Annotated in this window: 13 protein-coding genes and 1 tRNA gene; 8 read left to right on the top strand and 6 right to left on the bottom strand. The window is 73.6% G+C overall.

The window, feature by feature from the left end:
- Nucleotides 1–17: 17 nt before the first annotated feature.
- Nucleotides 18–560, bottom strand: coding sequence for a gluconokinase (locus tag ACF1ED_RS31535; RefSeq protein ID WP_391766286.1), 543 nt, complete (start codon nt 558–560; stop codon nt 18–20).
- Nucleotides 561–778: 218 nt separating this feature from the next.
- Between ACF1ED_RS31535 and ACF1ED_RS31530 the strand changes: the two genes are divergently transcribed.
- The 4 genes from ACF1ED_RS31530 (at nt 779) to ACF1ED_RS31515 (ending at nt 4,995) form a co-directional block, all read left to right on the top strand.
- Entirely contained in the window at nt 779–1,480 is a 702-nt protein-coding gene (locus ACF1ED_RS31530; RefSeq protein ID WP_391766284.1) for a FadR/GntR family transcriptional regulator, read from the top strand.
- 206 nt (nt 1,481–1,686) lie between these two features.
- A complete protein-coding gene (locus ACF1ED_RS31525; protein WP_391766282.1) occupies nt 1,687–3,144 on the top strand; it encodes an amino acid permease in 1,458 nt (485 codons plus the stop codon).
- Between the two features lie 136 nt (nt 3,145–3,280).
- On the top strand, nt 3,281–4,366 hold the full coding sequence (locus ACF1ED_RS31520; protein ID WP_391766280.1) for an S-(hydroxymethyl)mycothiol dehydrogenase: 1,086 nt from the start codon (nt 3,281–3,283) through the stop codon (nt 4,364–4,366).
- Entirely contained in the window at nt 4,366–4,995 is a 630-nt protein-coding gene (locus ACF1ED_RS31515; RefSeq protein WP_391766278.1) for an MBL fold metallo-hydrolase, read from the top strand. Before ACF1ED_RS31520 ends, ACF1ED_RS31515 begins: the two co-directional genes overlap by 1 nt.
- Here ACF1ED_RS31515 and ACF1ED_RS31510 read toward each other — a convergent pair.
- Together ACF1ED_RS31510 and ACF1ED_RS31505 are read right to left on the bottom strand one after the other, a co-directional pair.
- Entirely contained in the window at nt 4,979–5,914 is a 936-nt protein-coding gene (locus ACF1ED_RS31510; protein ID WP_391766276.1) for an RluA family pseudouridine synthase, read from the bottom strand. The two genes, ACF1ED_RS31515 and ACF1ED_RS31510, sit on opposite strands and share 17 nt — an antisense overlap.
- Before the next feature lie 66 nt (nt 5,915–5,980).
- Nucleotides 5,981–6,068 (bottom strand) — tRNA-Leu (locus ACF1ED_RS31505).
- Between the two features lie 242 nt (nt 6,069–6,310).
- On the opposite strand from ACF1ED_RS31505, the gene ACF1ED_RS31500 reads away from it, so the two are divergent.
- The 3 genes from ACF1ED_RS31500 (at nt 6,311) to ACF1ED_RS31490 (ending at nt 9,097) form a co-directional block, all read left to right on the top strand.
- Nucleotides 6,311–7,636, top strand: a complete 1,326-nt coding sequence (locus tag ACF1ED_RS31500) for a M20/M25/M40 family metallo-hydrolase (protein ID WP_391766274.1) — start codon at nt 6,311–6,313, stop codon at nt 7,634–7,636.
- 152 nt (nt 7,637–7,788) lie between these two features.
- On the top strand, nt 7,789–8,022 hold the full coding sequence (chpH, locus tag ACF1ED_RS31495; RefSeq protein ID WP_015032475.1) for a chaplin ChpH: 234 nt from the start codon (nt 7,789–7,791) through the stop codon (nt 8,020–8,022).
- A gap of 154 nt (nt 8,023–8,176) precedes the next feature.
- Complete coding sequence (locus ACF1ED_RS31490) at nt 8,177–9,097, top strand: chaplin (RefSeq protein ID WP_391766272.1); 921 nt, start codon at nt 8,177–8,179, stop codon at nt 9,095–9,097.
- Between the two features lie 58 nt (nt 9,098–9,155).
- On the opposite strand, the gene ACF1ED_RS31485 is transcribed toward ACF1ED_RS31490, so the two are convergent.
- The gene (locus tag ACF1ED_RS31485) at nt 9,156–9,344 is read right to left on the bottom strand and encodes a DUF5703 family protein (protein WP_391766270.1); all 189 of its coding nucleotides are present in this window, start codon (nt 9,342–9,344) and stop codon (nt 9,156–9,158) included.
- Nucleotides 9,345–9,391: 47 nt separating this feature from the next.
- Here ACF1ED_RS31485 and ACF1ED_RS31480 point away from each other — a divergent pair, with 47 nt between their 5' ends.
- Nucleotides 9,392–10,015, top strand: coding sequence for a hypothetical protein (locus ACF1ED_RS31480; protein ID WP_391766268.1), 624 nt, complete (start codon nt 9,392–9,394; stop codon nt 10,013–10,015).
- A gap of 75 nt (nt 10,016–10,090) precedes the next feature.
- On the opposite strand, the gene ACF1ED_RS31475 is transcribed toward ACF1ED_RS31480, so the two are convergent.
- Complete coding sequence (locus ACF1ED_RS31475; protein ID WP_391766266.1) at nt 10,091–12,298, bottom strand: helix-hairpin-helix domain-containing protein; 2,208 nt, start codon at nt 12,296–12,298, stop codon at nt 10,091–10,093.
- On the bottom strand, nt 12,295–13,272 hold the full coding sequence (locus ACF1ED_RS31470) for an aldo/keto reductase (RefSeq protein ID WP_391766264.1): 978 nt from the start codon (nt 13,270–13,272) through the stop codon (nt 12,295–12,297). The genes ACF1ED_RS31475 and ACF1ED_RS31470 overlap by 4 nt, the downstream gene beginning before the upstream one ends.
- Between the last annotated feature and the right edge of the window lie 64 nt (nt 13,273–13,336).

The raw sequence follows: 13,336 nt of genomic DNA, 5'->3' as shown, positions 1-13,336 counted from the left end.
AGAAGGGGACGGGGAGGTCAGAAGAGGGGCACGGGCCGGGAGAAGGCGCGCAGGGCGGCCACCGCCCGGGCGGCGATCTCCTCCGGGGTGCCCGACACGTCGACGGCGACGCCGGCCTCGTCCTCCTCCAGCGGCTGGAGGGTGGCGAACTGGGAGTCGAGCAGCGCGGTGGGCATGAAGTGCCCCTTGCGCGCCGCCATCCGGCCCTCGATGAGCTCCCGGTCCCCGGTCAGGTGGAGGAAGACGATCCCGGGGGCAGCCGCGCGCAGCCGGTCCCGGTAGATCCGCTTCAGCGCGGAGCTGCTGACCACCCCGCCGAGCCCGGCCCGCTCGTGCGCCCAGGCGCCGATGGCGTCGAGCCACGGCTCCCGGTCGGCGTCGTCCAGCGGCACGCCGGCCGACATCTTGGCCACGTTGGCGGCCGGGTGGAAGTCGTCGCCCTCCGCGTAGCGCAGGCCGAGGGCGTCGGCGACCAGCGGGCCGATCGTGGTCTTGCCGGTCCCCGCGACGCCCATGACGACGACGACCGGGGGAGCGGCGGAGTGGGGGGTGGAGCTCATGGGGGGTGCCTCGCTGTCTTCTTCGACATCGATCCGTCGCGCTCATGAAACCCATTGAGTACGACGTATTCAAGAGCCTGTGACATAAAAGTCATACTTTTAATTCCCGTCGAGCCTCCGTCGAGCCTCCGCCGCACCCCTCCGGGCCCGCTGCGGCCCGCTTCCTCCGCCCGCGTTCCGGTGTGATCGCCAGCCCGGTGCCGCATAGGCTGAGCACCATGACGACATCGGCCCAGGGGCTCCACTCGCACGTGCTCGCCACCCTGGGCCTCGCCATCACCGCGGGGGAGCACCCGCCCGGCACGGTCCTGCGCACCGACGAGCTCGCCCAGGGCTTCGACGTCTCCCGCACCGTCGTCCGCGAGGTCGTCCGCGTCCTGGAGTCGATGCACCTGGTGGAGTCCCGCCGCCGGGTCGGCGTCACGGTCCTGCCCACCGAGAGCTGGAACGTGTACGACCCCCAGGTCATCCGCTGGCGGCTGGCCGGCGCCGACCGCCCCCGCCAGCTCCGCTCCCTCACCGTGCTGCGCTCCGCCGTCGAACCCGTCGCCGCCGGCCTCGCCGCCCTGCACGCCACCCCGGCCCAGTGCCGCGAGCTCACCGAGCAGGCGCTCGGCATGGTCGCCACCTCGCGCGGCCGGCAGCTGGAGGCGTACCTCGTCCACGACGTCGCCTTCCACCGGATCGTCCTCGACGCCTCCGGGAACGAGATGTTCGCCCGCCTCGGGGACGTCGTCGCCGAGGTCCTCACCGGCCGCACCCACCACCACGTGATGTTCGAGGACCCCGACCCGGCGGCCGTCACCCTGCACGTCCAGGTCGCCGAGGCCGTCCGCGAGCGGGACGCCGTCCGCGCCGAGGCGCTGACCCGGGAGATCGCCGTCGGCGCGCTCAGGGAGCTGGACGTGCTGGCGCCGTGACGGTGCCTGCCCGTCGTACGCCGTACAGCGCTGCGTAACCTCTGAACTAGCTCAAATCCGGGCGTTCAGTGAATTCGCTCACAGTCAGTGAGCGTGCCTTGCCGTGAGGATGTCGGCTGGCCGTGCAGGGGCGACCCCCACGAAGGGACCCCGGGGCGCGGCCGGGTACCGCACAGCCCCCACCCCCTCACGAAGGCGACAACTCCATGAGTGACCGCGTCATCGCGGCCGAGCCGCTGTCCGCCGTCCCGGCGGACCCGGCCGCCTCCCCCCACGTCGACGCCGGCGACGCCGGATACCGCAAGGACCTCAAGTCCCGGCACATCAACATGATCGCCATCGGCGGCGCGATCGGCACCGGGCTCTTCCTCGGCGCCGGCGGCCGGATGGCCAGCGCCGGCCCCTCGCTCTTCATCGCGTACGCGGTCTGCGGCGTCTTCGCCTTCTTCGTGGTCAGGGCCCTCGGCGAGCTGGTGCTCTACCGCCCGTCCTCCGGCGCCTTCGTCTCCTACGCCCGTGAGTTCATGGGCGAGAAGGGCGCCTACACGGCCGGCTGGCTCTACTTCCTCAACTGGTCGACCACCGCCGTCGCCGACATCACCGCCGCGGCCACCTACGCCCACTTCTGGTCGATGTTCAGCGACGTCCCGCAGTGGATCCTCGCCCTGGTCGCCCTCGCGGTCGTCCTCGCCGCCAACCTCATCTCGGTGAAGTACTTCGGCGAGATGGAGTTCTGGTTCGCGATCATCAAGGTGGCCGCGCTCGTCGCCTTCATGCTCGTCGGCATCTTCCTCATCGTGACCTCCCACGACGTCGGCGGCTCCACCCCGGGCCTGGCCAACATCACCGACAACGGCGGCGTCTTCCCCAACGGCATGATGCCGATGCTCCTGCTCATCCAGGGCGTCGTCTTCGCCTACGCCTCGGTCGAGCTCTGCGGCGTCGCCGCCGGCGAGACCGAGAACCCCGAGAAGATCATGCCGAAGGCGATCAACTCGATCATGTGGCGCGTCGGCCTCTTCTACGTCGGCTCGGTCGTCCTGCTCGCGCTGATCCTCCCGTACACCGCCTACTCCGGCGACCAGAGCCCCTTCGTCACCGTCTTCGACAAGCTGGGCGTCCCCGGCGCCGCCGGCGTGATGAACCTCGTCGTCCTCACCGCCGCCCTCTCCAGCCTCAACTCCGGCCTGTACTCCACCGGCCGCATCCTGCGCTCCATGTCGCTGGCCGGCTCCGCGCCGAAGTTCACCGGCGTCATGAACAAGGGCGGCGTGCCCTACGGCGGCATCCTGCTCACCGCGGGCTTCGGCGTCGTCGGCGTCGTCCTCAACGCCAAGATGCCCGAGGACGCCTTCGAACTGGTCCTCAACTTCGCCTCCATCGGCATCATCGGCACCTGGGCCATGATCATGGTCTGCTCGCTGCTCTTCGTCCGCCGCGCCGAGCGGGGCGTGCTCGCCCGACCCGCCTACCGGCTGCCCTGGGCCCCGTACACCCAGATCGTGACCCTGGTCTTCCTCGGCTCCGTCCTCGTCCTCATGTGGATGGACGGCGGCATCAGCCGCACCACGGTCAACTGCCTGCCGCTGATCGCCGCGGCCCTCGTGGGCGGCTGGTTCCTGGTCCGCGGCCGGGTCCGCCGGACCGCCGCGAAGCCGGACTGAGCCCCCCTTCCCCCCGACTCCCCCCACGGGAGCGGCGGACCCCCGCGGGCACGGCCTGCGGGGGTCTCGCCTTTTATCAGGAGATAGTGGTACCCAGGAGTTTCACAAGATCCTCCAGGCCGAAGGGAAGTCAGCGATGCCACAGCACGTGCGGGGGGTCATCGCCCCCGGCCGGGACGAGCCGGTGCGGATCGAGACCATCGTCGTCCCCGATCCGGGCCCCGGCGAGGCCGTCGTACGGATCCAGGCGTGCGGCGTCTGCCACACCGACCTGCACTACAAGCAGGGCGGGATCAACGACGACTTCCCCTTCCTGCTCGGCCACGAGGCCGCCGGCACCGTCGAGTCGGTCGGCGAGGGCGTCACCGACGTCGCCCCCGGAGACTACGTGATCCTCAACTGGCGGGCCGTCTGCGGCCAGTGCCGCGCCTGCCGCCGGGGCCGCCCCTGGTACTGCTTCGACACCCACAACGCGAAGCAGCGGATGACCCTGCTCGACGGCACGGAGCTGTCCCCGGCCCTCGGCATCGGCGCCTTCGCCGAGAAGACCCTGGTCGCCGCCGGGCAGTGCACCAAGGTCGACCCGGCCGTCGCCCCCGAGATCGCCGGCCTCCTCGGCTGCGGCGTGATGGCCGGCATCGGCGCCGCGATCAACACCGGGAACGTCTCCCGGGGCGACACCGTCGCCGTCATCGGCTGCGGAGGCGTCGGCGACGCCGCGATCGTCGGCTCCCGCCTCGCCGGAGCCTCGAAGATCATCGCCGTCGACGTCGACGAGCGGAAACTGGCCAAGGCCAAGGAGATGGGAGCCACCGACACCGTCGACTCCCGCGCCACCGACCCCGTCGAGGCGATCCGGGAGCTCACCGGCGGCTTCGGCGCCGACGTCGTCATCGAGGCCGTCGGCCGCCCCGAGACGTACCGGCAGGCCTTCTACGCCCGCGACCTCGCCGGCACCGTCGTCCTCGTCGGCGTCCCCACCCCCGAGATGAAGCTCGAACTCCCCCTCCTCGACGTCTTCGGCCGCGGCGGCTCCCTGAAGTCCTCCTGGTACGGCGACTGCCTGCCGTCCCGCGACTTCCCGATGCTCATCGACCTGCACCTCCAGGGCCGCATCGACCTCGGCGCCTTCGTCACCGAGACCATCGGCCTCGACGAGGTCGAGAAGGCCTTCGCCCGCATGCACGGGGGCGACGTGCTGCGCTCGGTGGTGGTGCTGTGATGACCGCCCGCGTGGACCACCTGGTCACCTCCGGCACCTTCAGCCTCGACGGCGGCACCTGGGACGTCGACAACAACGTCTGGATCGTCGGCGACGACACCGAGGCGATCGTCATCGACGCCGCCCACGACGCCGACGCCGTCCTCGAAGCCCTCGACGGCCGCGCCCTGCGCGCCATCGTCTGCACCCACGCCCACGACGACCACGTCGGCGCCGCCCCCGCGCTCGCCGCCGCCACCGGCGCCCGCGTCCTGCTCCACCCCGCCGACCAGCCGCTGTGGAAGCTCACCCACCCCGACCACACCCCCGACGGCGAACTCGCCGACGGACAGGTCCTCACCATCGCCGGCACCGACCTGAGGGTCCTCCACACCCCCGGTCACGCCCCCGGAGCGGTCTGTCTGTACGCCCCCGACCTGGGCACCGTCTTCACCGGCGACACCCTCTTCCAGGGCGGCCCCGGAGCCACCGGCCGGTCCTTCTCGGACTTCCCCACGATCGTCGACTCGATCCGGGAGAAGCTCCTGACCCTCCCGCCGGAGACGGTGGTCCGCACCGGCCACGGCGACTCCACCACCATCGGCGCGGAGGCCCCGCACCTGGAGGAGTGGATCAACCGGGGCCACTGAGCGGACCGAGCGAGAGGCGGCTGACGAACCGCCTCTCGCCGCCCGTGAACGGGTCGGTGAACTCCAGCGACCGCGCCAGCAGCCGCAGTGGCCGCCGGTGGTCCTCCGGCCCGTCCTCACGCACCACCGGATAGAGCGGATCGTCCAGGATCGGCAGCCCCAGCGCGTTCATGTGCACCCGCAGCTGGTGCGTCCTCCCGGTCTCCGGCAGCAGCCGGTACCGCCCGTACCCGCCCAGCCGCTCCACCAGCTCGATCCGGCTCACCGCGTTGGGCTCGCCCGGCACCTCCCGGGCGGCCAGCACCCCCCGCTCCTTCTCGATCCGGCTCCGCACCGTCACCGGCAGCGCCACCCCGGGGTCGTACGCCGCCACCGCCTCGTACTCCTTGCGCACCCGCCGCTCCTTGAACAGCAGCTGGTACGCCCCCCGGTCCTCCGGCCGTACCACGAACAGCACCAGGCCCGCCGTCAGCCGGTCCAGCCGGTGCGCCGGCTGGAGCGCCGGCAGTCCCAGCTCCGCCCGCAGCCGCGCCACCGCCGTCTGCGTCACGTGCCGTCCGCGCGGGGTCGTCGCGAGGAAGTGCGGCTTGTCCGCCACCAGGATCCGCTCGTCCCGGTACACCACGCCGATCTCGAACGGAACCCGCTCCTCGGCCGGCAGGTCCCGGTGGAACCACAGCCACCGCCCCGGCTCGTACGGCTCCGGTCCCGCCGCCGCCCGCCCGTCGGCCCCCACGAAGCGCCCCGCCTCCAGCATCGCGCCGATCCGCTCGGCCCCGACCGCCGCCCCGTACCGCCCGAGCAGATACGCCCCCACGGTCGGCCAGGCACCCTCCGGGTTCTCCGGCAGCCGGATCCGTACGGCGTCGATCCCGTCCCGCTGCGGCAGCGGCGCGGCCGGCACCCTCTTCCTCCGCACGGCTCCGCCTCACTTCGTCCGCATACGCCGAAGTCCCGGCCGAGAGGACTCGACCGGGACTTCCACTGGTGTCCGAGGGGGGACTTGAACCCCCACGCCCGATAAAGGGCACTAGCACCTCAAGCTAGCGCGTCTGCCATTCCGCCACCCGGACAGGGTGTGTGTCTCGCGGCCCTGGGCCGTTCCGACGAGGAAAACCATAGCAAACATTCGGAGTGGCCGATCACCACCTCCCCGCCCGCCCCACCTGGCCCCTCGGTCCCCCGGAGCGTCCCGTCTCGGCATGTGTCGGCGGCGTGTCGGCCGGTGGACGCCCTTGCGCCGCCGGGGCGGGGGCGCGGGAGGATGGGTGCGATCACAAGCAAGCACGTGGGGCACGTCGTGGGAGGAAGCAGCGTGAGCGAGTCGAACACCGGCCGGACCGTCTCGGGCGAGGACGAGGTCGTCGACCTCTGCCGGGACCTCATCCGCATCGACACCAGCAACTACGGCGACCACTCCGGCCCCGGGGAGCGCGCCGCGGCCGAGTACGTCGCCGAGAAGCTCGCCGAGGTCGGCCTCGAACCGAAGATCATCGAGTCCCACCGGGGGCGGGCCTCCACGGTGGCCCGCATCGAGGGCGAGGACCCCTCCCGCCCGGCGCTGCTCATCCACGGCCACACCGACGTGGTCCCGGCCGACGCCGCCGACTGGACCCACCACCCCTTCTCCGGCGAGGTCGCCGACGGCTGCGTCTGGGGCCGCGGCGCCGTCGACATGAAGGACATGGACGCGATGACCCTCGCGGTCGTCCGCGACCGGCTGCGCAGCGGCCGCAAGCCCCCGCGCGACGTCGTCCTCGCCTTCCTCGCCGACGAGGAGGCCGGCGGCACCTACGGCGCCCGCCACCTGGTCGACAGGCACCGGGACCTCTTCGACGGCGTCACCGAGGCGATCGGCGAGGTCGGCGGCTTCTCCTTCACCGTGAACGAGAACCTGCGCCTCTACCTGGTCGAGACGGCCCAGAAGGGCATGCACTGGATGCGGCTCACCGTCGAGGGCACGGCCGGACACGGCTCCATGACCAACGACGACAACGCCATCACCGAGCTGTGCGAGGCCGTCGGCCGGCTCGGCCGCCACCAGTGGCCGGTCCGCGTCACCAAGACCGTCCGCAGCTTCCTCGACGAGCTGTCCGACGCGCTCGGCACCCCGCTCGACCCCGAGGACATGGACGGCACCCTGGCCAAGCTGGGGGGCATCGCCAAGATGGTCGGCGCCACCCTGCGCAACTCCGCCGCCCCCACCATGCTCGGCGCCGGCTACAAGGTGAACGTCATCCCCGGCCAGGCCACCGCCCACGTCGACGGCCGCTTCCTGCCCGGCTACGAGCAGGAGTTCCTCGCCGACCTCGACCGGATCCTCGGCCCCAAGGTCAAGCGCGAGGACGTGCACGGCGACAAGGCCCTGGAGACCAGCTTCGACGGCGCCCTGGTGGACGCCATGCAGCTCGCCCTGCGCGCCGAGGACCCGATCGCCCGCGCGGTCCCGTACATGCTCTCCGGCGGCACCGACGCCAAGTCCTTCGACGACCTCGGCATCCGCTGCTTCGGCTTCGCCCCGCTCCAGCTGCCGCCGGAGCTGGACTTCGCCGGCATGTTCCACGGCGTCGACGAGCGCGTCCCGGTCGACGGCCTGAAGTTCGGCGTGCGCGTCCTGGACCGCTTCCTCGACGCCTGCTGACCGAGGGGGCGCCCGGGCCCGGAATTCGGCAGGGCGTTTGGTCGTGACCGGAAAGAGTGAATGACCCCGGGGGCTCGTAGCCCCCTCCCTTCCCCCTCGTTACAGGTGTTGCGGTCCGCGGCTGGGGCCGCACTTGTCAACTAGGAGGAATAATGATCAAGAAGGTCGTCGCTGCTGCGGCTGCCACTGGCGGTCTCGTTCTCGCGGGCGCGGGCATGGCCGTCGCCGACGCGGGTGCCCAGGGTGCGGCCATCGGTTCCCCCGGTGTCCTCTCGGGCAACGTCGTGCAGGTCCCGGTTCACGTTCCCGTGAACGTCTGCGGCAACACGGTCTCCGTGATCGGCCTGCTGAACCCCGCCTTCGGCAACACCTGCGTCAACGCCTGACGTTGTGCCCCGCCCCTTGAGGGCGTGAGCCGTCCGGCCCCGGAGTGCGTGCCATGCACTCCGGGGCCGGTGGCGATTCCGCCCCGGGCACGGGCCCGGTGGCCCTCATCCCACGCCGATCAGGCGAATTGCCGAGAAGGCAGGTAAGCAAGCTATGCGACAGGTCACGCGCAAGAGCATCATCACCGTCGCGGCGGCCGGAGGCGTCCTCGCGCTCGGCGGCGGCATCGCGCAGGCGAATTCCGGTGCGAGCGGCTCGGCCACGAACTCGCCCGGGGTCGCCTCCGGGAACACCGTGCAGGTCCCCGTCCACGCCCCGGTCAACGCCTGCGGCAACACGGTCGACGTCGTCGGGGTGCTCAACCCGGCGATGGGCAACTCCTGCGCCAACATCCCCGCGCAGTCCCGCCCCGGCGCGGCCGGCGGCGCGCACGCGAGCGACTCCCCGGGCGTGGCCTCCGGCAACACCGTGGTGGTGCCGGTCGACGTCCCGGTGAACGTCTGCGGCAACAGCGTCACGGGCATCGGCCTCGGCAACCCCGCGACGGGCAACGACTGCGCCAACGGCCAACCCTCCGACGGCGGCTACGGCGAGGAGGAGCCCGGCGGTTACGGCGAGGAGCCGGGCGGCTACGGCGAGGAGCCGGGCGGCTACGGCGAGGAGACCCCGCCGGGCACCCCCGGAACGCCTGGGACGCCGGGGACTCCCGGAACTCCGGGGACCCCTGGAACGCCCGGGACCCCTGGAACGCCCGGGACCCCTGGCACGCCGGGAACCCCCGGGACGCCGGGTACGCCCGGCACTCCCGGGACCCCGGGCACGCCCGGCACTCCCGGGACCCCGGGCACGCCCGGCACTCCCGGGACCCCGGGCACGCCCGGCACTCCCGGTGTGCCGCCCGGCTCGGACGGTGGCTCGAACCACCCCGGCCCGCAGCTCACGCCGCCGCCGGCCTCCCCGGACGAGCTCGCCGAGACCGGGTCGTCCGCGCCGCTCGGCGTGATCGTGCCGGCCGCCGCGGGGATGCTCCTCGCCGGCTCGCTGGTCTACCGCCGCTCGCGCCGCGGCGCCTGAGCCGCGCCGGCCGGAACGCGAAGGGGCCCCGCGCCGTGCGGGGCCCCTTCCGCGTCCGTCACCAGGTCGCGCGGACCTGGCGGATGATCCGCCGCTTCAGGCGTACTCTGCGGCTCCCGTCGAGGCGCAGGGTGAGTCGGTCCAACTCCCAGTGTCCGTACTCGGCATGGTCGGTCAGAAGCCGCGCGGTCTCCTTGCGGGAGAGCCCACGCGGCACGTACACGTCGACAAATTCGTATTCCGGCATCGCATCTATTGTGCGGGCACCGGCCTGGTACGGATAGCGTCTGTCCCATGTCTGATGCTGCGCAGCCGACCGCTGCCGAGGTACGTGCCGCCGCCGAGGCGGTCAAGACCGCACTGGACCGTCACCTCGCGGCGGTCGAACGCCGCACGGGGGACGACGACACCGCGGTGTACGAGGCGTTCAACGCCCTCGCGGCCGCCGCCGAGACCTATGACGAACTCCTCTACGACCGCTACGACGAGGTGACCCCCTTCGAGATCCCCGGGGCCGACGACGGCCTGCCCCCCTACGCCGGACCTGACGAACCGCACGCCCTCAGCGTGCTGATCCGCCGCGACTACGCCGTGGCCGAGCCGCGCCGGCTGGCGGCCCAGGCCCGGCGCGTCGCCGACCTGGACCACGACGAGGACGGCCCCCGCTCCACCGCCGCCGCGCTCGGGGTCCTCTTCGGGGAGTACGAGCCCGACGAGATCGCCTCCCGGCACAAGGAGTTCGGTCTGGAGGAGGGCGACTCCACGCTCTGGGTCACCGCCGCGGGAGAGCTTCCGGAGCCGGGGGAGTGGCTGGCCGCGCCCTTCGAGCAGGCCGACCCGGAGCGGATCCTCTGCCGCTTCGACATCAGCTCCGTCTTCGACGACGAGGAGGCCGGTGAGATGGCCGCCGACCGCTGACACGTCCGGGGAGGACGCCGGAGGGCCGGGACATCACGCTGACGTCCCGGCCCTCCGGCGTGCCGGAGCCCGCCGTCACTCCTCGTCGGGAGCGGCGAGGAGGCCGATCAGGAGCGGCCGGAGGCGGGTCGTGCGCGCCGGGGCGAGGACCTCGGCGACCGACCGGGGCAGCGCCTGGTCCACGCCGTGGACGACCGACAGGTGGCGCTCGGCCCGGCCGAAGGCCGTGTAGACCCAGGGCCTGCTCAGCCCCGGCGCCGCGTCGCCCGGCAGCACCACGACCACCGCGGGCCACCGGCCGCCGGCCGCCTGGTGCGCGGTCAGCGCCCAGCCGTGCCGCAGCGCCGACTCCACCCGCTCCTTCGGCACGACGAGCTCGCCGTCCCCGGTGTCCAGCCGCAGGCCCTCGGCGTCGGCCCCGAGGACCGTGCCCGTCACCGTCCGGCCGGGCGCCGGCGCGTACGCCACCCGGTCGCCCGGGTCGTAGCCGCCGAAGCGGCCCGGGCCCGGGTTCAGCCGCTGCTTCAGGGCGGTGTTGAGCGCGCGGGTCCCGGCCGAGCCGCCGTGGCCGACCGTGATCACCCGGGTCTGCTCGGGGGAGAGGCCGAAGGCGCGCGGCACCGAGTCGGCGACCAGCTGGACCGTGCGGTGCACGGCCTCGCCGGCGTCCCGCACGGGGACGATCACGACCTCCTTGCCGGGGGCCTCGACCTGGTTCAGCTCACCGACGCCGATGCCGGAGACCAGCTCGCCCAGCGGGCCCGGGTCCGGGCGGCGGGAGGCCACCCGGGGGCAGACGCGGGCCGCGAGCGCGTCGGCGAACACCGCGCCGGGACCGGCCGACCCGAGGACCTCCGGGTCGCCGCTGAGGACCAGCCGGCAGCCGTCCGGGAGCGCCTCGACGAGCATCGCGCCCGTCTCCACGTCCAGCTGCGGCGCGTCGAGCACCACCAGCAGGTCCAGGGCGAGACCGCCTTCCTCGTCCCGGCCGGGTCCGGCCGCCCCGGAGAGCAGCGCGGCGAGCGGCACCGTCGTACCGGCGGCCCGCTCCTCGTCGCCCACCCGCCCGGTGTCGTGCACGGTGACCAGGACGCGCAGGCCGCGCTCCCGCGCGGCGGCGGCCAGCGCCAGCGGCTCGGCGCGGGCGGCCTCGCCGCCGGTGTGCAGCACCAGGCCGTGACCGCCGACGGCCCGCTCCAGCTCGCCGCCGTCCCACTCCTCGACGGTGACGGTGCGCACCAGCCGGGCCAGCCCGTCCGCGAGGCTCTCCTCGGCCAGCGCGTACCGGTCGAGCCCGAGGAGCGGGGGCTCCGCCGGGCCCTCGTCGCTCCCGGCGAGGGTCCCGGACGGCTCGCCCTCCTCGGCGTCCTCCGGCTCGGTCTCCTCGGCCTCCTCCTGGAAGAGCAGGACGGCGCCCTCGGAGACGGCCGTCTCCACGGCCTTCTCCGGGTCGGGGACCCCGTGCCGGGCGAGCCCGGCGGCCACCTCGTCGAGCGTGAGCGCGGTGTGGCCCTGGAGGGCGGCCCGGTCCAGCAGCCACACGGTCAGGGCGACGGTACGGCGCGGGTCGTCCGGCCCGCAGGCGCCGCCGAGCAGCGCCCGTGCGAAGCCGTCGGCCTGCTCCGGCCGCACCCCGGCGACGGCCAGCAGCTGCCACGGGTCCCCGGTCAGGGCCTCGGCGGCCTGCTCGCCGAGCGCGGCGGCGACCTGCCCGGCCAGCGCCTCGGGCGCGCCGCCCCGGGCCAGCACCTCGCGGACCCCGGCCAGCGCGCCGGCCGTGGGCGCGGGTGGCGCCGCGGGGGCGGCCGGACGGACGGGGGCCTCGGGCGGCCGGGGGGCGCGCGGCGGCTCGGGCGCCGGGGCGTAGAAGGAGCCGCCGGAGGCGGAGCCGCCCTCGACGGCGCGCACGGCGGCGAGCAGGTCGGCCGCGGTGCCGCTCAGCTTGCTCCCGCTCGCCACGGGCCCGGACTTCTCGGCCTTCCGCGCCTCGATCCTGGCCCGCAGCTCCCGCTGCGCCGCCAGCTCCGCCTGCGCCTCGCTCAGCTCCGGCGCCGCCTCCTTCGACGAGTCGGCTGCTTCGGCTGCTTCGGCGGCCTCGGGAGACTCGGAGGGCGCGGCGGCTTCGGAGGACTCGTCGGGCTCCGAGGTCTCGACGGACCCGGTGGCCTCGGCGGCTTCGGCGGACGGTGCCGCGTCCTCGCGGTCCGCGTCGTCCTGTTCCACGTCGGCCTGGTCCACGTCCTCGGGTGCCTCGGGCGCGGTCTCCCCGGAAGGCTCGGTCACAAGGTGCTCCAGTCGTGATCCGGATAGCGGTGCACGGGCGCGGACACATCGTCCAAAGCCCGGCAGATCTCGTCAGGAAGACTAAGGCCCTCCACCGACAGGGCGGCCGTGAGCTGGCGGGCCGTCCGCGCGCCGACGATCGGGGCGGCGACGCCCGGCCGGTCCCTGACCCAGGCGAGCGCCACGTGCAGCGGACTGGTGGCGAGCCCGTCGGCGGCGGTGCTGACCGCCTCCACGATCCGGCTCGCGGCCTCGTCCAGGTAGGGCTCCACGAACGGCGCCAGCGCCTCCGAGGCGCCCCGGGAGTCGGTGGGGGTGCCGCTCCGGTACTTGCCGGTGAGCACCCCGCGGCCCAGCGGGGAGGACGGCAGCAGACCTATGCCGAGGTCGACCGCGGCGGGCAGCACCTCCCGCTCGACGCCCCGCTGGAGCAGCGAGTACTCCAGCTGTGCCCCGGCGAGCCGGGTGCGGTCGCCGGCCAGCTGCCAGGTGCCCGCCTTGGCGAGCTGCCAGCCGCAGAAGTTCGCCACGCCCGCGTACCGCGCCCGGCCGCTGCGCACCGCGATGTCCAGGGCCTGGAGGGACTCCTCCAGCGGGGTGTACGGGTCGTAGGCGTGCAGCTGCCACAGGTCCACGTGGTCGGTGCCGAGCCGGGCCAGGGAGGCGTCGAGGGCGGCGAGCAGGTGGCCCCGGGAGCCGTCGGTGCGCCGGTCCGGGTCGGGGACGCTGCCCGCCTTGGTGGACAGGATCAGGTCGCGCCGGGGCACCAGCCGCTCCATGAGCCGCCCGAGCAGGTACTCCGCCTCGCCGCCGCCGTACACGTCCGCGGTGTCCACGAGGGTGCCGCCCGCCTCCCAGAACGCCTTCAGCTGCTCCGCGGCGTCGTGCTCGTCGGTGTCCCGCCCCCAGGTGAGCGTGCCGAGCCCGATGCGCGAGACGCGCAGGCCGGTACGTCCGAGATGCCTCTGCTCCATGGCCGCGACATTACTGGCCGGGGCAGCACGCGGAGAGACCCTGTGGACAGAACCTGTGGACGAC

Source organism: Streptomyces sp. NPDC014656, assembly GCF_043084305.1.
Lineage (GTDB): Bacteria > Actinomycetota > Actinomycetes > Streptomycetales > Streptomycetaceae > Streptomyces.
Note: the sequence above shows the minus strand (reverse complement) of the source record. Positions and strands in the feature narration are given on the sequence as shown.